Origin of the sequence: Serratia nevei (assembly GCF_024160145.1) — a bacterium.
GTDB lineage: Bacteria > Pseudomonadota > Gammaproteobacteria > Enterobacterales > Enterobacteriaceae > Serratia > Serratia nevei_A.
This window is the reverse complement of sequence record NZ_JAMYWQ010000001.1, coordinates 273,285-292,361: the sequence shown is the minus strand read 5'-3', so window position 1 is coordinate 292,361 and position 19,077 is coordinate 273,285. Positions and strand designations below refer to the sequence as shown.

Genomic DNA, 19,077 nt, shown 5'->3' with positions numbered 1-19,077 from the left:
TGAAAGCGAATTCATAGAACTTGTGGTTATATAAAAAATCACATATTCCATTTTGCTATATGTAATAACAAATAGAAATAAGTTATTTGACATTGCCGGTGAACTGATCGTTAATAAATGACATGAGCATCATTAAGGGATTAGCGCAGTGGATTTTTTCCATTTCAGTTTTTATATCGTGATGCTGTTAGTGGTCACCGGGGGAATTGTGGGGTTCCTCTTGGCGCTGACCGGCGGGGGGGGATCAATCGTCTGCGTGCCATTATTGCTGTATATGGTGAAAGTGCCGGATACACATTTAATTATAGGAACCAGCGCCCTGTCTGTAGCCATTAACGCGCTGATTAACCTGGCTGCGCACGCTGCCAAAGGCAATGTCAGGTGGCAGACCGGGCTTGCGGTTTCGCTGGTCGCTGTCGTGGGGGCGCTGGCGGGAGCGCAAATGGGAAAAATCGCCGACGGGCACCACTTAACCTTGCCTTTTTCCCTGCTGATGCTGGTGGTCGCCGGATTAACGGTGAAAAGAAATTACCTCGCCGCCCCCGCCTTGCCGTCTTCTCATGCTGTCGTGCATCCCGCCATCGTATGGCCCAGCGTCCTGGCTCTGGGCGGGTTGGCGGGTTTTTTGGGCATCGGCGGCGGATTTCTGGTGGTGCCGGCGCTGGTCTGGTTTTTCCGCTTCTCAATGGTTGAAGCGGTGGCCACCTCGCTGGTTGTGGTGTCTGCCATGGGGTTATCGACCAGCGCCAGCTACGCCCTGTCCGGAAAGGTGTCGGTCGCCATTACATGCTGGCTCATCGTCGGCGGTGTCCTGGGGGGCGTGGTGGGGGTGGCGCTCGCTGAGCGCCTGAAAAAACGCGAAGACATTATCAACGTGCTCTACGCCGTCATGCTCTTGGCGCTGGCCCTGTATATGTTATTTAAAAGCCTATGAAACGGAAGGAAAAAAACATGCGCATCCGCACTTACCATCATCAGCTCTCCTTTTCGGGCGCGCCTGAAGCGAGTGATTTCAAGGCGCTGTCGCAACAGGGCTACCGCCTTATCGTCAACAACCGGCCGGATGAGGAGCCGGGGGAATATCTTGACCATCAGCAAGAGCAAGCGCTGGCTGAACAAGGGGGGATGCGTTACGTCTATCTCCCTTATACGTTCGAGACGCTGACCTGGGAGACCGTTTATGCCTTCCAGTACTTGCTACGGCAAGGCAAGAAAACCCTGGCGCATTGCCGAAGCGGGGCTCGCTCTGCCAGCCTTTCCCTGCTGTATGCGCTGCGCGAAGGTCAGATAGATGAAGCGCAATTTCGCCGCCAATGCGACGAATACGGCGCGGACGCCGATAAGGCGCTCGGCTGGTATGGCAAGCATCGGTGCGTGCGGGCCACTGCGGAAGTTCACGCGTTTTATGAGCCGGAAAGCGGCAGCCTGCAGTATGTTGTCGCCGATCCCGAGGCGCGCCGTTGTGCGATTATTGACCCGGTGCTGGATTTTGACCGCCGATCGGGCACGGTGTCGCATCAACAGGCCAACGCTATTTTGAATTTTATCCAGCAACGGGGATGGGGAGTGGCCTGGGTGCTGGATACGCACCCGCACGCCGACCATTTTTCGGCCGCCACCTGGCTGGCGCAGAAAACCGGCGCCTTCACCGGCATCGGTGAAAAAATCAGCGCCGTGCAGGGGCTGTGGGAAGAGATCTATAATTTAAAAGACCTGCCTGCGGCCAATACCGTCTGGGATGCGCTGTTCGCGGACGGGGACGTCTTTTTTATCGGCAACCTGCGTGCTGAAGTCTTGCTGTCTCCCGGGCACACGCTGGCTTCCGTCTCTTATTACATTGCGGATGCGGCGTTTATCCACGATACGTTCTTCATGCCGGACAGCGGCACCGCAAGGGCCGACTTTCCTGGCGGCAATGCGGAGGCCCTGTGGGAGTCATTGCAGCGCATCTTGAGCCTGCCGGCGGAGACCCGCCTGTTTACCGGCCATGACTACCGCCCGGCGGGGCGTGAGGCTCGCTGGGAAAGCACCGTGAGAGAGCAGCGCGAGAACAATCCCTGGGTGGTCAACATGGATAAATCCCGCTTTATTGCGCAAAGAAAGCAGCGGGACGCCACGCTGCCGCACCCGGAACTCATGCTGATGGCGCTGCAGGTCAATATTCGTGGCGGCGTTTTGCCTGACTGCGAAGACGATGGGCAACACTATCTGAAAATCCCCGTGAATCGATTTAGGGGATGAGTCAAAGGATGGCGGCGCCGCCGAACAGGTGCATGCAAGCGCGCCGTCTGTTAATTGTTTTTTATGAAATAATCATACTGATTCAAATTTAATTATTTGTTTTTACACAAAACACGTGACGCTTGCCCTCACTGAATACAGTCACTACATTAACAACTGTACTTTCCACTCTGCTAAGGAAAACACCATGAAAGCTGCCGTAGTGACGAAAAACCATACCGTAGACATTCAGGATAAAGTGTTGCGCCCGCTGAAGCACGGCGAGGCGGCGTTGAAAATGGAGTGTTGCGGGGTGTGCCACACCGATTTGCACGTGAAAAACGGCGATTTCGGCGAGGTGCCGGGCATTACGTTAGGGCATGAGGGCATCGGCGTGGTCTCCGCTGTCGGTGAGGGCGTCACCTCGTTAAAGGTAGGCGATCGCGCCAGCGTCGCCTGGTTCTACCAGGGGTGCGGCCACTGCGAATACTGCGTCAGCGGCAACGAAACCCTGTGCCGTTCGGTGAAAAATGCCGGTTATAGCGTTGACGGCGGCATGGCGGAAGAGTGCATCGTGGTGGCGGACTATGCGGTGAAAGTGCCGGACGGGCTCGATTCCTTCGCCGCCAGCAGCATCACCTGCGCCGGTGTCACCACCTACAAGGCGGTGAAGATTTCCGATATCAAGCCGGGGCAGTGGATCGCCATCTATGGCCTGGGCGGGCTGGGCAACCTGGCGTTGCAGTATGCCAAGAACGTGTTTAACGCCAAAGTGATCGCTATCGACGTCAACGATGGCCAGCTGGAGTTCGCCAAACAGATCGGCGCCGATCTGACCATCAACTCCAAAACGCAAAACGCGGAGGAGATCATTCAGCAGCAAACCGGCGGCGCTCACGCGGCGGTGGTGACGGCGGTGGCGAAGGCGGCCTTCAACTCGGCGGTCAATGCGGTGCGCGCCGGCGGTAAAGTGGTGGCCGTAGGGCTGCCGCCGGAGAGCATGGATCTGAGCATTCCGCGCCTGGTGCTGGATGGCATTCAGGTGATTGGCTCGCTGGTGGGCACGCGCGAAGATCTGAAAGAGGCGTTCCAGTTCGCCGCCGAAGGAAAAGTGACCCCGAAAGTGACCAAGCGGCCGCTGGGCGATATCAACGCCATCTTCGACGAGATGAAGGCGGGCACCATTCGCGGTCGCATGGTGATCGATCTCGGCATGGCCAAGTAAGCCACGCGAAAAAAGGCCACCTGCGGGTGGCCTCGTTGTTGCTACGCCCGGTTCAGAACAGGCCCAGCGGTTTGGCGTCATAGCTGACCAGCAGGTTTTTCACCTGCTGATAGTGCGACAGCGCCGCCTTGTGGGTTTCGCGCCCGATGCCGGAGTTCTTGTAGCCGCCAAACGCGGCGTGCGCCGGATACAGGTGATAGCAGTTGGTCCACACGCGGCCCGCCTTGATCGCGCGGCCCATGCGGTAAGCGCGGTTGATGTCGCGGGTCCACAGCCCGGCGCCCAGACCGAACTCGGTGTCGTTGGCCAGCTCCAGGGCTTCAGTCTCATCCTTGAAGGTGGTGACGCCAATCACCGGCCCGAAGATCTCCTCGCGGAAGAAGCGCATGCTGTTGTTGCCGGTAATCAACGTCGGCTGCAGGTAGAAACCGTTTTGCATTTCGTCGCCACGCTGGGCGGGTTCGCCACCCACCACGATTTTGCCGCCCTCGTTTTTAGCGATATCGATGTAGGACAGGATCTTGTCGTACTGCTGTTTTGACGCCTGGGCACCGATCATGGTCTCGGTGTCGAAGGGATCGCCCTGGCGGATGGTGGCGATGCGTGCCAGCACTTTCTCCATAAACTGCGGATAGATCGATTCCTGGATCAGCGCGCGTGAAGGGCAGGTGCAGACCTCGCCCTGGTTGAAGAAGCCGAGCACCAGCCCTTCAACCGCCTTATCGATAAATTCCGGTTCTGCCTGCATGATGTCTTCAAAATAGATGTTCGGCGATTTGCCGCCCAGCTCGACGGTGCTGGGGATGATGTTCTCCGCCGCGCAGGCGAGGATATGGCGGCCGACCGGGGTGGATCCGGTAAAGGCGATCTTCTCGATGCGTTTGCTGCGCGCCAGCGCTTCGCCGGCCTCGGCGCCGAAGCCTTGTACCACGTTGAGCACGCCCGGCGGCAGCAGATCGCCGATCTCTTCCATCAGCACGCTGATGCCGAGCGGGGTCTGTTCCGCCGGTTTCAGCACCACGCAGTTACCCCCCGCCAGCGCCGGCGCCAGTTTCCAGGCGGCCATCAGCAGCGGGAAGTTCCACGGAATGATCTGGCCGACTACGCCCAGCGGTTCATAGATGTGGTAGGCCACGGTGTTCTGGTCGATCTCCGCCGCGGTGCCTTCCTGCGCGCGCAGGCAGCCGGCGAAGTAGCGGAAATGGTCGACCGCCAGCGGCAGATCGGCATTCAGGGTTTCGCGGATTGGTTTGCCGTTGTCCCAGGTTTCGGTCAGCGCCAGCATCTCCAGCCGCGCTTCGATGCGATCGGCGATCGCCAGCAGCACGTTGGAGCGCTCCTGCACGCTGGTTTTGCCCCAGGCGTCCGCCGCCGCATGCGCCGCGTCGAGCGCCAGCTCGATGTCCTTGGCGTCGGAACGCGGGAATTCGGCGATCGGCTGGCCGGTCACCGGCGAGGTGTTGGTGAAGTAGTTGCCGGATACCGGTTCGACGAATTTGCCGCCAATGTAGTTGCCATAGCGTTTGCGGAACGAAACCAGCGAGCCAGGCAAACCGGGGTGGACATATTTCATGTGGAGCACCTCTCTGCAGATGATAACCGGCGCTATTGGGCTGCGCCTGTGAGTGCGGCAGGCCGCCGCAGCACGGAGAAGCACGCTCCGTGCCAGATTGATGAATGGCGAAGGTGCTCATTAAAAAAGCTTATTTATTAGTGCGTTAGAAATGGATATGGCTGGGTGAATCGGAGGGTGCCGCCGCCGCCGATGATTTTTTGTGTCCCGCGTCGCAACGCTTGATACATACATGTGATACATATTTGCAACACTTGCGAACGGGGGAAAAACGCATGTTGCCTGACGACCGCTTGCCCACTGAGGGCGCCAGTTTGTTGACCTACCCGCTGGCGGAATCCTGGCAGCGCAGCCGGGGCTACGGCCTGACGCGCGCCGATCAGCATATCCCGCTTATCAAAGCCGGGTTGCTCGAAGAGCGGCGTAGCCGCAACGACTGGGTGCCGCAACGGGTGCAGCCGCTGATCGAGCAGCTGGGCGCACAAATTACGCGCCAACCGGCCATCGTGGTCATTGCCGACGCCGATGGGCTGGTATTGGAAACCTGCGGCAATACCGATTTTCTGCACAAGGCGTCGCGCTTTGCGCTGGCGCCGGGCAACCCGTGGGGCGAAGCGGAGCGGGGCACCAACGCCATCGGCACCGCGCTGGCGCTGGGCGCTTTCTGCGAGGTGCGCGGCGATCAGCATTTCCTCAACCAAAACGCCGGATTGAACTGCAGCGCCGCGCCGATCTATCGGCCGGATGGCCACATTGCCGGCATTCTGGATCTTTCCGCACCCACGCAGCGGCCGTATCGCGATGCACAGCGCCTGATCATGCAGGCGGTGCGGCATATCGAACACCGCTGGGTCAGAAGTGCGATCGCCGATCGTCACTGGACGCTGCGGCTGCACGCCGATGCCGGTAGCCTGGGCAGCGCGCAGGAACTGCTGCTGGTGTTTCACGATGAAGTGCTGGTCGCTGCCAATCGGCTGGCGATGCTGGAGTTCCAGCTGTCACCGGCCGCATTCGGCTCGGTTGAGTTCGCCCAGCTGTTCCCCGACCTACTGCGACATCCCTCCGGCGCACCGCACCGGACGCTGGCCGGCAATCAACGGCATTATTATTCGCTGCTCGAGGCGCCGCAGCGCCGCGTCAGCGCCCTGCGTTCGGCGCCGCCGGCACCAAGGCAGGACGAGCCGCATCAAAAAGCGCTGCGCATTCTCAATGCCGGCCTTTCCCTGTGTGTGACCGGCGAAACCGGCTGCGGTAAAGAGCACTTCAGCCGACGTCTGTTTCAGGAGAGCCGCTGGCGCCACGGCAACTTCGTGGCAATCAACTGCGCGGCGCTGCCTGAACCGTTGATCGAGTCCGAACTGTTCGGCTATGCGCCGGGGGCGTTTACCGGCGCCAACCCAAAAGGGTATATCGGCAAGATCCGTGAGGCGGACGGTGGCGTGCTGTTCCTCGATGAAATCGGCGACATGCCGGCGGGCCTGCAAACGCGGCTGCTGCGGGTGTTACAGGAGAAAACGGTCACGCCGCTCGGCAGCCGCAGTGCCTATCCGGTCGATTTCGCGCTGGTCTGCGCCACGCACCACGATTTGCACCGCCAGGTGCAGGCGGGGGCGTTTCGCGAGGATTTGCTGTATCGCATACAGGAATACAGCCTGCGCATCCCGCCGCTCAGAGAGCGGGCACCGCTGGAGCCCTTCATTCTGCAGCTGTGGCGAGAGCTGGGCGGTGAGCGGCGCGACATTCGCCTGTTGCCGGAGGCGCTGGCGATGCTGGCGCGCTACCCGTGGCCCGGCAACGTGCGGCAACTGCTGAGTACCCTCAAGGTGCTGCTGGCACTGGCGGACGATCATGCGGTGCTCACCCTGGACGATCTGCCGCCGCCAATCGCGGTGCTGGCACCGCAGCAGGAAAACGCCGACGGTGGCTTTGAAGAGTTGCAGGTGGCGATCGGCAGGGCAAACGGCAACCTCAGCCGGGCGGCGCAGGCGCTCGGCGTTTCGCGCAGCACGCTGTACCGCAGGTTGGAGCGGCAGCGTAGCGCTGGCGGAATGAAATAACATGCTTGATCATCAATAACCGGCCCCGTCGTGCGGGGCCGGTTCACGCCTAGTCTCCCAGCCCCGGCGGGTTAATCTCCGAATGGGCGATCTTCTCGTCGCCCTCCGCCCAGCGATCCAATACCTGCAGATAGCTGCCGTTGGCGATGGCGCCGTTGAGCGATGCCTGCACCGCGTTCACCAGGCCGTTGCCTTTCTTCAGCGTGACGGCGATGTTGGCGGTCTTCGGCCAGCCGCCGGGCACCAGGCCCACCAGCCGGGTTTTGCCGGTCAGCCGCGCCTGGTAAGCGCCGGAGACGTTGGGGCCGAAGGTGGCGTCGGCGCGGCCGGACTGAATGGCCAGCGTGGAGGCGGCCTTGTCGGTGACGTACACCGGCTGCAGCGGCGCCAACCCCCTGGCGCGGTTCTCCTTGTCCCAGGCCAGCAGCACCGCTTCCTGATTGGTGCCGGAATCGACGATGATCTTTTTGCCGGCGATGTCCGGGGCGGTTTTTATCTGGGTGATCTTGCTGTCGGATTTGACGTAGAAACCCAGCGTATCCTGGCGATAGGTGGCGAAATCGAATTTGGTCTTGCGTTCGTTGGTCACGGTGATGTTGTAAATCGCGGCATCATATTTGCCGGAGGCCACCCCCAGCGGCCAGTCTTCCCACGAGGTGGGCACCAGTTTGAGCTTCAACCCCAGCCCGTCGGCCACCAGGCGCGCGATATCCGCCTCGCTGCCGATCACCGTTTTATTGTCGCGGGCGTACAGGCCGAACGGCGGGCCGCTGCCCAACAGCGAAATGGCCACCGTCAGCGTGCCGGGCTCCACGAACCGGAAGCCGGCGGGAATGTTGGCGATCGCTTCGGCGTTTTTTACCGTGTGGATCGGCGTTTCGTTGGCGACGATATCCACCCCTGGCGCGGCGGCGGCGGAAAAACTCAGCAACGCCGCCATCATTGTCATTTTTTTGCTATCTATCATTATGTTAATTGCCTTCATTCACGAGTATTGCACGGTCGTTGCACTATCTCTGAAGGCCGCCGTTCTGTGAACGAACAAAATCAACTAACCAATCTTGGAATCATCATGAAGCGCCGCCGCCGCGAGGGCTGACGGGGTCAGCGCCCGCCGACCGGCTGTGGTGCTGCCTGCAGCAGCTCGGGAACCCGCTGGGATTCCACCGCCCGGCTGAACAGAAAACCCTGGCCGATATGGAAACCGGCTTCGCACAGCGTCTGCCGCTGCTGCTCGGTTTCCACCCCCTCGGCGATGATATCGATCGACAGCTTTTGCCCGAGGATGCCGATGCTTTCCACGATCGCCAGGATCGCCGGTTCGGTATTCATACGCTGAACGAAGTCGCAGTCCAGCTTAATGCAGTCCAGCGGGTAATCCATGATATGGCTGAACGAGGAATGGCCGGTGCCGAAGTCGTCCAGCGCGATGCGGATGCCCATCTCCTTGAGCATCTGCAACGCGCGCAGCACGTACTTCGAACCGTGCTTGTTGAAGGCGTGTTCGGTCACTTCCAGTTCTACCAGGTGGTGGGGAATGTGGAACTTAAGCAGGCGCTGCAGGAAGGTTTCGGCATAGTTGTCGCGCAAAAACTCGATCGGCGACACGTTGAGTGAAACCGGCCGCACCGCCACGCCGGCCGCGCGCCAGCGGGCGATATCGGCGAACACCTTCAGCTGCATGGCCTCGCTGATCTTGGTCGCCAGCTCGTAGTCGTTGAACGCCTCGCCCACCGTCGCCGGCAGCTGCACGCCGTTGATCGGGCAGTGCCAGCGCAGCAGCGCTTCGAAACCGACGATGCTGCCGTCGGTCAGGCTGACCTTCGGCTGGTAGCTGGGGCGGATGCAGTTGTCGCGCACGATCTGGCGCGCGTAGTTGAGCTGGCTGGCGCGGGCGCGCGCCTTGTCCATCATCTTGCCATCGAACATGTAGACGCCGCCGCGGCCGCCGTCTTTCAGTTCGTACAGCGCGGTATCGGCGCATTTCATCAGTTCCGAAGCGTCGCGGGCGTCTTTGGGATAGATGGCGCCGCCGATACTCATGCCGCAATGCAGCGTTTTGCCGCCGTGGGTGATCGGGGTCTCCAGTTGCAGCAGAAACTTGTTGGCGATGCGGAAAATATCCTGCTCGTTCTCGACGTCGCTGATCACCACGGCAAATTCGTCGCCGCCGAGACGCGAGACGAACGAGTGTGCGTTCATGCAGGCGCTGAGCCTTTTGCCCAGCACCCGCAGCAGATGATCGCCCGCCGCGTGGCCCAGCGTGTCGTTCACCAGCTTGAAGTGGTCAAGATCCAGCAGCATCAGCCCGAGCGACCTGTTGCCGTGCAGGGCGCGCTTCATCTCTTGCTTCAGCTTTTTCTTGAATAAGCGCCGGTTGGGCAGGCCGGTCAATTCGTCATACTCGCTGGCGAGCAGCAGGCGTTGCTCCATCACGCGCTGCGAGGTCACGTCGCGCGAGACGCACAAGATCTCGGCTACCGCGCCATGTTCATCGCTGACCGGCGTGAGGATGTTGTCCCAGTGCTGCTTTTTACCCTGCGGGGTCACGCTCAAGCCCATAAAGCGCGCATTTTTACCGGCTCTGACGTTGCGCAGCGCCTTGCGGCCGCGGCGCCGGATCTCAGGCGACAGCAGCCCCAGCCAAGGCATGCCGAACTCTTTTTGCGCCGGATCGATGCCGAGCGCCAGGCTGCCGGAGCGGTTCATGTGGCGCAGCGTGCCGTCATGGTTGATCACTTTGATGCAGTCGACGCTGGCGTCCAGCATGTCTTGCTGGATGGAGAGCGCCTGAACGTTTTGCTGGCGCAGCAGCATTTGCGGATGAATATCGGTGGCGGTGAGGTACCAACTGGGCTCCAGCGCTGTGCCGTCTTGGCGCGCATTGAACGCCAGCATAAACCAACGGTAGGTGCCGCTGCGATCGCGCAGGCGGGCCTCGCCGGCGAACGCGGAGAGGGCCACGATCGCCTGGCGCCATTGCGTGGCCAGCCGCTCGCGGTCGTCGGGGTGCAGGGCATCGAGCCAGTCAGCGGCGCCGTGCTCGCCGGCGATGGCGCCGGTATAGCCGCGCCACTGTTTATTAAAGTAGCCGCCGAGGCGGTTGCCGAAGCAGATCAGACCGGGCAAGTCGTCTACGATTTCGCTATAGAGATCAATCGGATTTTTGTTATTGGTCTGCTTGGACAACAGGGGCATGCGGTATTTCCTCGGAAAATTACCCATATTCTCGCTCTGTAGCAGAGCCTCTTTCAATATAGTCTTGCCAACGAAAATGGGAATAGCCAGCGGGCATGGCTAAAAATCAGCCCGGTAGCATGGAATACATCCCGTGTGAACGCATTAGGAATATTCCTGTTATTTATAAGTCCCCCTTATATTGCGGCGAAAAATAAGTGATCCGACCACGATGCGTTATTCTCGTGAAAATTAATCATTCTTGATGTTTATGGTTGGCGAAATGTTCAGTCGCCATGGTGTCCTTCTGAACGGTATTCTGCCCGCTCTATGCGGTAACACTGACAAAAAACGCAGTCAAGACGGAGATAAACGCCATTTTATGCACTCCGCAGTGGTCCTCAGCGTGCCTTTCCCTGGCGCTTACCTGAGAAGACATGATGCAAATCAAGAAATGTTTTGTTTCATCTGTTGACACTTTACTTACGTATAAGATAGCCTCGCGAATGTAAATCATTAACAAAACTGGATGATTAAGCGAGATGCACCTACTGTCTGATTCTCGCGCTCCGGCCAGATGGCCGAGCCGCTCCGGCGTAACGGCGCCGATAAACGTACATTCGCCTCCTGTTTGCATCTCTGCCCCATAGGTGCCAGGCGCGGCGGCATGCTCTTGTCTGCCCGCACAAATTTTCGTCACTCAGCATGTCTTCTCATGCGGCCCGTATCGGGTCTGCATGCGCTATCTGTCGTTTCACGATCTTGGGAGGTCGCAGGGCGGTTAAAACGTAAGTTTTCTTCTGGGTATAAATAAACATGGAGCGTAAAATGAAACTTAATAGAAAATTGAAGTTAGCGTATTGCGTTTTTCTGGGGTGTTATGGCCTATCCATTCATTCTTCCCTTGCCGCTTATCAGGATCCCGGCTTGCTGGGTTCACCCGGCAGTTGGAAAACCGCAGAGTTTAACCGCCAATGGGGGCTCGAGGCTATTTCCGCCGAATTCGCCTATGCCAGAGGCTATACCGGAAAAGGCGTGACCATCGGTATTATCGACAACGCGATTCTTTCCCATTCTGAATTCGCCGGTAAACTGACGCGGCTGGATAACGGCAGTTATAATTTCTCGTATGATAAACAAGACAATATGTCTTTCGGCGATCACGGCACCCATGTAGCCGGTATTGCCGCAGCTAAAAGAGACGGCACCGGTATGCACGGTGTGGCTTTCGACGCGGATATTATCGGCACCAAATTGAATGACTACGGTAACCGCAACGGCCGTGAGGAGTTGATTCAGAGCGCGGCTCGCGTTATCAACAACAGTTGGGGAATTGCGCCGGACATTCGGCGAGACGCCAAAGGCGATATCATCTGGTTGCCGAACGGCAGGCCGGACTACGTGGCGTTCGTTAAAAGCGACGTGATCGCTGAAATGATGCGCAGCAAGGCCAGCGTGGAATGGGGCAGCCAACAGCCGGTGCCTACCGGCGCACACAGCGCCATGTCGACGCTGCTGCGGGCGGCCCGGCACGGCAAGCTGATCGTCTTCTCGGCAGGCAATTACAACAACTACAATATTCCCGAAGCGCAAAAGTCGCTGCCTTATGCCTTCCCGGACGTATTGAATAATTACCTGATCGTGACCAACCTGAGCGACGAAAACCATTTAAGCGTCTCCTCGACCAGCTGTGGGCAAACGGCCAGCTACTGCGTTTCCGCACCGGGTTCCGATATTTACAGTACCGTCGGCCGGTTGGAATCCAATACCGGCGGCGCCGTTAACCGCGAGGCCTATAATAAGGGCGAGTTGTCGCTCAACCCCGGCTACGGATATAAATCCGGTACCTCAATGGCGGCGCCACACGTCACCGGTGTCGCCGCCGTACTGATGCAGCGTTTCCCTTATATGAGCGCCGACCAAATATCCGCAGTAATTAAAACTACCGCCACCGATTTGGGCGTGGCAGGCATTGATAATCTGTTCGGTTGGGGGCGAGTCAATTTACGCGATGCGATCAACGGCCCGAAAATGTTTATTACCCAAGAGGATATCCCGCAGGAATATTATGTACCGGGCTCCTACAGTGAAAAACAGTTCGTGGTGAATATCCCCGGCCTGGGGAATATCGTCGAAGCGGGCACCCCGGTTGAGCGGCGCTGCACGTCGAGCGAATGCGACTACGATGCGTGGAGCAATGACATCGGCGGCCACGGCGGATTGACCAAAACGGGCGCCGGTACGCTGGCGCTGTTGGGCAACAGCACCTACGGCGGCGATACCTGGGTGAAACAGGGCACGCTGGCGATCAACGGTTCGGTGACGTCCAACGTTTATATCGAAAATAGCGGCACGCTGGCCGGCGACGGCACCGTAGCCGCCTTCAGAGCGGTGCGGGGCGGCAGCGTCGCGCCGGGCAACGGCATCGGCACGCTGCGCGTGTTGCACGACGCCGTGTTTGACCGTGGCTCACAGTATAACGTCGAGATCGCGGGCAATGGCCGCAGCGATAAAATCGAAGCGCAACGCGCCTTCCTGAACGGCGGCAGCGTGAACGTCAGCCTGGAGCACAGTAAAAACCTGCTGTCGCAGAACGAGGCGCAAAGTCTGCTGGGCAACAAATACACTATCCTGACGACGACGGACGGCGTCAACGGCCGGTTCGAAAACGCCAATCCGGCGTATCCGTTTGTCAATGTGGCGCTGGATTATCAGGGCAACGACGTCGGCCTTGGGATCACGCGTACCGCCGCTCGTTTTGACAGCCTGGCGAGCACCGAGAACGAGAAAGCGGTGGCCCGCGCGGTGGAAACGTTGAACGCGACGGAGCCGGTCACGGAAACGGCCAAGCGCAGCGTGGCGGCGCCTGCCGCTGAAGCGCTGAACGCCGCGCAAAGTGATGAAGGCAATGCGCATGCCGTAAGCGAAGAGGCGAGCCTGGTTGCCGGTCACCCGGTTTATGAAAGCTTCCTCGGCTTTACTTCGGCCCGAGAGCTGCAACAGGCGACCCGTCAGCTGTCCGGCCAGATCCACGCGGATATGGCTTCTGCCCAGATCAACGAAAGCCGTTACCTGCGCGATACCGCCATCGAGCGGCTGCGTCAGGCGGAAGGCCGCCGCATCGCTTCCGATATCAAAGCGGATGACAACGGCGCCTGGGCGAAACTGCTGGGCAGCTGGGGGCATGCGTCCGGCAACGACAACGCCACCGGCTACCAGACGTCCACCTACGGCGTCTTGTTAGGGCTCGACAGCGAACTGTTTGACGACGGCCGGCTGGGGGTGATGACCGGATATACCCGCACCTCGCTGGATGGCGGCTATCAGTCAAACGCTCACAGCAACAACTACCATCTGGGGCTGTACGGCAACAAACGCTTCGGCGCATTGGCGCTGCGGGCGGGGGGCACGTATACCTGGCATCGCATCGACACCTCGCGTTCGGTGAACTATGGCGTGCAGTCGGATCGCGAGAAGGCCGGCTATAACGCGCGCACCGGCCAGCTGTTTATCGAGAGCGGTTACGACTGGACGAACGACAGCCTCAATCTTGAGCCGTTCGCCAACCTGGCGTACAGCCACTATCGTAACGAGGGGATCGACGAGCATGGTGGTGCGGCGGCGCTGCGCGGCGACAAGCAAAGCCAATCCGCCACCGCCTCAACGTTGGGGCTGCGCGCCGATACGCAGTGGCAGGCCGATAGCGTAGCGATCGCGCTGCGCGGGGAACTGGGCTGGCAGCATCAGTACGGCAAGCTGGAGCGCAAAACGCAGCTGATGTTCAAACGCACCGATGCGGCGTTCGATGTGAACAGCGTGCCGGTTTCCCGCGATGGCGCGGTGCTGAAGGCGGGCGTCGACGTTTCGGTTAACAAAAACGCCGTCTTGTCCCTCGGCTACGGCGGGCAGCTGTCGTCCAACCATCAGGACAACAGCGTCAACGCCGGCCTGACCTGGCGCTTCTGATCGCCTTTACTTCGCTTCTCGCGACTCAGCCTCCATCGCAATGATGGGGGCTTTTTAGTGGGCGGGCGGCAAGCCGTCGACGATGGTAATCATGGCTTCCGCCACGTGGCGCCGCTGTTGTTTCGCCAGTTGATAGGCCGGCGAATGGTAGCAGGCCAATGCGGTAGCGTAGTCATCGAATTCGATCAGCACATGCTTCACAAACGTCGGGCCTTCCAGCGTTTGCGCCTGCTCGCCGCGGGCGAGAAAACGGGCGTTGAACTGGCGGAACGCCTGGGGCGCTAAATCCATATAATGCTGATATTGCGTCGGATCTCTCACGGTGACATGGGCAATCCAGTAAGCGGGCATCTCAGGGCTCCTGTTGCAGAATGCGCTTGGCCAGCGCGGCGGCCTCGGTCAGGTGATCGATGACTTCCTGCCGGGCCTGCGTCGGATTGTTTTGTTCGATGGCCTGATAGATCCGCGTCATGCGCTCGAAACCGGCCAACTGACGCTCCGGCGTTCTCAAGGTCAGGGCGCGCAGCCGGCTGATGCGGCTGTTCAGGCGCTGCACGATTTCCCAGGCGATGGCGTGATGGGCCACCTGGAAAATGGTTTCATAAAAAGCCTGCGACGCTTCAACGCGCTGAATATCGTCCTGCCCGGCCGAAGCCCGATTAATCGCAATTAATTTTTCATGCAGTTTCTTTTTATCTTCTGGCCCGGCTTTCAAGGCGCAGTCATGAGCGGCATCCTGTTCAAGCAGCAGGCGAATAGTATAAATCTGCTCGGCAATTTCCCAGGTCAAAATAGCGACAATCGGCCCTTTCTTGCCGAGCGTTTCAATGAGTCCTTCCGCTTCGAGATAACGGATCACCTCGCGCACCACACTGCGGCTGACGCCCAACTCCTCACACAGGCTGCGTTCCACCAAACGATCGCCGGCCTGAAAATACCCTGAGATAATCGCCTGTCTGATTTTCGCCAATGCCAATTCGCGTAAGGTGACCGGTGCATTCTCAATCTTCAATGACGCCTGAACCATAATTGTCTCTATTTTTGTGGATCATCATTAATCCGGATAACGACGCGTATTCCCGTTTGCCCGGTACTATTAACACCTTTCCAACCCGCAAAGCAACGGCGGCTGATTTTGCGCCGCAGCGCCAAAACGGTGAATGTTGCCGCAGCTCACAAAATCGAAAGATAGCCTAAAAAAACCGCTTTTCGTTGCCGATACCCGCTGGCTCAACGGCTTCGGCACTGGCGCATGCCGTTGAGCGGGAGCGGGGGCGGTCACTTTTTTCCGCTCGGCCAAGCTATGTGGTTTTTTTTAATTAATTGATTAATAGATATTATTTTCAATCTTTCTTTGCCGTCTTACGCAAATTATAGAATACCGTATTATGGTATACCAAACTTTGACATGCCAATCTGCTCGATGCTATACCCTCGACTCGTGACATCTGATTAACATTTGATTTACTTTTCGAGGTCCCTTATGCATCAAGACATCCGCAAGACCCTGGTTGCCACAGAAACCCTCTACGCCGACGGCGGCAAATCGGCGGGCAAACCGCTGGTGATGATCGCCGCCGCAGCGGTGATCAAAAACCCCTGGGCCGGGCAAGGCTTCGTTGAGGATCTGGCACCAAAGATTCGAGAAATGGCGCCGGTGTTGGGTGAGCTGCTGACCGGTTTGATCCTCAACGAGGCCGGCTCCGGCGAGCGGGTGGAAGCCTTCGGCAAAAGCGCGGTGGTGGGGCTGGGCGGCGAGCTGGAACACGCCTCGGCGCTGATCCACACGCTGCATTTCGGCAACCACTACCGCTCGGCGGTTAACGGTAAGAGCTATCTGGCGTTCAACAATACCCGAGGGCCGGCCAACGCGCCGATTTTGATCCCGATGATGGGGAAAAACGACGAAGGCAGCCGCGAGCACTACCTGACATTCCAGTTCAACATCAACGACGCGCCTTTCGATGACGAAATCGTCATCGCACTGGGCGCGGCACTGGGGGGGCGGCCGCATCACCGCATCGGCAACCGTTATTTGGATCTGAAAGAGCTGGGCCATGATCAGAACAATCCGGCAGCTGTCTGAACCCGCTCTGCGGGTGGGGTATCTGGAGGCCGGGCGTGGCGAGCCGCTGGTGCTGATCCACGGCGTAGGCATGAACGCGGAGGCCTGGTATCCCCAGCTCGAGGCGCTTAGCGCGCACTTTCGGGTCATCGCCGTCGATATGCCGGGCCACGGCGAAAGCGAAGGCTTCGCCCACGCCGCGACGCTGGAGGATTACGTGCGCTGGATGGCGGCCTTCTTAAACACCCTGGATGCGCCGAGCGTTGCGGTGGCGGGGCACTCGATGGGGGCGTTGATCACCGCCGGTTTGGCGATCGATTATCCGCAGCGGATTAAGCGCGCCGTGGTGATGAGCGGTGTGTTCCAGCGCTCTGCTCAGGCCAGCGCCGCGGTCGCACAACGCGCCAGCGCTTTGGCCAGCGGCCAGACGCAGCTCGACTCGCCGCTGAGCCGGTGGTTTGGTACCGATCCCGCCGAACAGCGTCTGCGCCGGCAGGTGGGCGGCTGGTTGCAACAGGTGGACGTTACGGGCTATGCCCGCGCGTATCAGGCGTTTGCTACCGGCGATCGGGTGTATGCCCAGCGTTGGCACCTTATCCGCTGCCCGGTGTTGGTATTGACCGGCGAGCACGATGCCAACTCCAGCCCGGAGATGGCGCGGCAAATGGCGCAGGCCGCACCGAACGGGCGCGCCGTGATCATTGAGAACGCCAAACACATGGTCAGTCTGACCGATGCGCAACGCGTCAACGCGCTGATGCTCGATTTTCTGACCGCAGAGCAACCTTTGACTTTAGGAGCGGCAGATGGACGCGGATAAACGCAGGCAGTTGCGCGACGCTTTCGGCGCCTTTATGACTGGCGTCACCATTGTGACCTCGGTGGACAAGCAGGGGCGGCCGATTGGCTTTACCGCCAATTCGTTTTCGTCGGTGTCGCTGGATCCGGCGTTGCTGTTGGTGAGCATCGATAAGCGTTCGGCGAACCTGGAGAACTTTACCCAGTGCAGCCACTTCGCCATCAATATTCTGGCGGAACGGCAAAAAGAGGTTTCAACCATTTTTGCGCAAAAGAACGAAGACCGCTTCGCGCTGATCGATTGGCGCTGGAGCGCGTCGCGGGTGCCGCTGATCGATAACAGTTCGGCGTGGTTCGACTGCTCGCTGCATCAGGTGGTGGATGCCGGCGATCACGCCATTCTGATCGGCCAGGTCGAAGGGTTCGAATCCAACGCCACCGCCGGTCTGGGGTATTACCGCGGTGCCTATTTCACACCGTATCAAAACGCGCAGTCGCTGATTGGCGGGCCGCAGGTGGTGGTCAGTGCGCTGATCGAGTTTGAAGGGCATGCCGTGATGGTTCGGCAAAACGACGGCGGCTATCAGCTGCCATCCAGCGCGGTGGAGAAACGCAGCGTCAGCGAAACGTTGGGAGATTTACTGCAGCAGTTGGGCATCAACGCCCATCCGGGTTTCGTCTATTCCGTCTATGACGACCGGCAGAAGCACCAGCAGCACATCGTTTTTCTGTGTGCGCTGCCGACCGACGCCGGCAGCCTGACGCCGCAGCTCAGCGCGGCGGAATGGTTCGATATGCCGACGCTGGCGCGGCTGCCGATCAAGGATCCGGCATTGCGGTCGATGCTGGGCCGGTTCGTCAAAGAAAACGCTGTGGGTAATTACGGTATCTATTATGGCGATGAGCACAGCGGTGCCATCAAGCAGTTCGCCGGTTGAGGCTGAACGGGAGAGTGTGATGAAACTGTCTTTATTCGTGCATATGGAACGAACGTTACCCGACGAGTCGCAGGAAAAGCTCTACCAAGAGATGATCGAACTCTGCGAAATCGCCGATCGCGGCGGTATGCACGCCATCTGGACCGGTGAGCACCACGGCATGAATTTTACCATAGCGCCGAATCCGTTCATCAATCTGGCGGATATCGCCCGGCGCACCTCCAGGGTGCGGCTCGGCACCGGCACCGTCATTGCGCCGTTCAATCACCCGATCCGTCTGGCGGGCGAGGCGGCGATGACCGACATCATCACCGGCGGCAGGCTGGAGCTGGGTATCGCGCGCGGCGCCTATTCCTATGAATACGAACGGCTGATGCCCGGTTTGACCGCCTGGGATGCCGGGCAGCGCATGCGCGAGCTGATCCCGGCGGTAAAAAAACTCTGGCAGGGCGACTATGCCCATCAGGGCGAATACTGGTCGTTCCCGGCGACCACCTCCTCGCCGCTGCCGAAACAGCAGCCGCATCCGCCGATTTGGGTGGCGGCGCGCGATCCCAACAGCCACGAATTTGCGGTGCAAAACGGCTGCAACGTTCAGGTGACGCCGCTGCATCAGGGGGAAGAGGAGATCGTGCGGCTGGTGACCTGTTTCAACGAGGCGCGTGCACGCTTCGCCGCCGGGCAGCCGCTGAAGATCATGCTGTTGCAGCATGGCTATGTGGCAGAAGACGAGGCGGACGCCCGCCAGGCGGCGGAAGAGCTCAACCGTTTCTACCACTACTTCGGCGCCTGGTTCAAGAACCAGCGGCCGGTGCGGCAAGGGCTGATTCAGCCGCTGAGCGATGAAGAGATCGCCGCCAATACCTATTATTCCGCCGAGATGATGCGCACTAACCTGGCTATCGGTACCGCCAATGAGGTCATTACGCGGCTGAAAAAATATGAGGCGCTGGGGTATGACGAGTTTGCGCTGTGGATCGACAGCGGCATGAGCTTTGCACGTAAAAAGGCCTCTCTGGCGCGGTTCATTCGCTGCGTGATGCCGGAATTTCACTGAC

14 protein-coding genes are annotated in these 19,077 nt (G+C 59.4%); 9 read left to right on the top strand and 5 right to left on the bottom strand.

All coding sequences use genetic code 11. The annotated features are described in order from the left end of the window. Positions 1–148: 148 nt before the first annotated feature. The 3 genes from M6G53_RS01235 (at position 149) to adhP (ending at position 3,445) form a co-directional block, all read left to right on the top strand. Positions 149–934, top strand: coding sequence for a sulfite exporter TauE/SafE family protein (locus M6G53_RS01235; protein WP_253328408.1), 786 nt, complete (start codon positions 149–151; stop codon positions 932–934). Positions 935–951: 17 nt separating this feature from the next. After that, on the top strand, positions 952–2,241 hold the full coding sequence (gene blh, locus M6G53_RS01230) for a bifunctional sulfur transferase/dioxygenase Blh (protein WP_253328407.1): 1,290 nt from the start codon (positions 952–954) through the stop codon (positions 2,239–2,241). Positions 2,242–2,428: 187 nt separating this feature from the next. After that, on the top strand, positions 2,429–3,445 hold the full coding sequence (adhP, locus tag M6G53_RS01225) for an alcohol dehydrogenase AdhP (protein ID WP_253328406.1): 1,017 nt from the start codon (positions 2,429–2,431) through the stop codon (positions 3,443–3,445). 52 nt (positions 3,446–3,497) lie between these two features. Here adhP and exaC read toward each other — a convergent pair whose 3' ends face one another. Continuing rightward, the gene (exaC, locus tag M6G53_RS01220; RefSeq protein WP_253328405.1) at positions 3,498–5,018 is read right to left on the bottom strand and encodes an acetaldehyde dehydrogenase ExaC; all 1,521 of its coding nucleotides are present in this window, start codon (positions 5,016–5,018) and stop codon (positions 3,498–3,500) included. A 275-nt stretch (positions 5,019–5,293) separates the two neighbouring features. On the opposite strand from exaC, the gene M6G53_RS01215 reads away from it, so the two are divergent. Next, positions 5,294–7,075: a sigma-54-dependent Fis family transcriptional regulator gene (locus M6G53_RS01215; RefSeq protein ID WP_253328404.1), complete on the top strand. Its 1,782-nt coding sequence runs from the start codon at positions 5,294–5,296 to the stop codon at positions 7,073–7,075. A gap of 49 nt (positions 7,076–7,124) precedes the next feature. Here the strand turns inward: M6G53_RS01215 and M6G53_RS01210 are convergent, their stop codons facing one another. Both M6G53_RS01210 and M6G53_RS01205 read right to left on the bottom strand, forming a co-directional pair. Then, entirely contained in the window at positions 7,125–8,042 is a 918-nt protein-coding gene (locus M6G53_RS01210; RefSeq protein ID WP_253328403.1) for an ABC transporter substrate-binding protein, read from the bottom strand. Positions 8,043–8,179: 137 nt separating this feature from the next. Next, positions 8,180–10,273 carry a putative bifunctional diguanylate cyclase/phosphodiesterase gene (locus M6G53_RS01205; protein WP_253328402.1) on the bottom strand — a complete coding sequence of 698 codons (2,094 nt, stop codon included), beginning with the start codon at positions 10,271–10,273 and terminating at the stop codon, positions 8,180–8,182. 909 nt (positions 10,274–11,182) lie between these two features. Between M6G53_RS01205 and M6G53_RS01200 the strand changes: the two genes are divergently transcribed. Next, on the top strand, positions 11,183–14,218 hold the full coding sequence (locus M6G53_RS01200) for an autotransporter outer membrane beta-barrel domain-containing protein (RefSeq protein ID WP_436286510.1): 3,036 nt from the start codon (positions 11,183–11,185) through the stop codon (positions 14,216–14,218). Between the two features lie 54 nt (positions 14,219–14,272). Here the strand turns inward: M6G53_RS01200 and M6G53_RS01195 are convergent, their stop codons facing one another. Together M6G53_RS01195 and M6G53_RS01190 are read right to left on the bottom strand one after the other, a co-directional pair. Next, a complete protein-coding gene (locus M6G53_RS01195; RefSeq protein ID WP_253328400.1) occupies positions 14,273–14,569 on the bottom strand; it encodes a DUF1330 domain-containing protein in 297 nt (98 codons plus the stop codon). A 1-nt stretch (position 14,570) separates the two neighbouring features. Then, a complete protein-coding gene (locus M6G53_RS01190; protein WP_253328399.1) occupies positions 14,571–15,245 on the bottom strand; it encodes a GntR family transcriptional regulator in 675 nt (224 codons plus the stop codon). Positions 15,246–15,701: 456 nt separating this feature from the next. On the opposite strand from M6G53_RS01190, the gene M6G53_RS01185 reads away from it, so the two are divergent. Genes M6G53_RS01185 through M6G53_RS01170 form a run of 4 tightly spaced genes read left to right on the top strand, consistent with a single transcriptional unit; the run spans position 15,702 to position 19,076 of the window. Further along, positions 15,702–16,304 carry an amino acid synthesis family protein gene (locus tag M6G53_RS01185; RefSeq protein WP_253328398.1) on the top strand — a complete coding sequence of 201 codons (603 nt, stop codon included), beginning with the start codon at positions 15,702–15,704 and terminating at the stop codon, positions 16,302–16,304. Continuing rightward, entirely contained in the window at positions 16,276–17,103 is an 828-nt protein-coding gene (locus M6G53_RS01180) for an alpha/beta fold hydrolase (protein WP_253328397.1), read from the top strand. The genes M6G53_RS01185 and M6G53_RS01180 overlap by 29 nt, the downstream gene beginning before the upstream one ends. Further along, positions 17,090–18,019, top strand: coding sequence for a flavin reductase family protein (locus M6G53_RS01175; protein WP_253328396.1), 930 nt, complete (start codon positions 17,090–17,092; stop codon positions 18,017–18,019). Before M6G53_RS01180 ends, M6G53_RS01175 begins: the two co-directional genes overlap by 14 nt. Before the next feature lie 19 nt (positions 18,020–18,038). Continuing rightward, entirely contained in the window at positions 18,039–19,076 is a 1,038-nt protein-coding gene (locus tag M6G53_RS01170) for an LLM class flavin-dependent oxidoreductase (RefSeq protein ID WP_253328395.1), read from the top strand. Position 19,077: the final 1 nt, after the last annotated feature.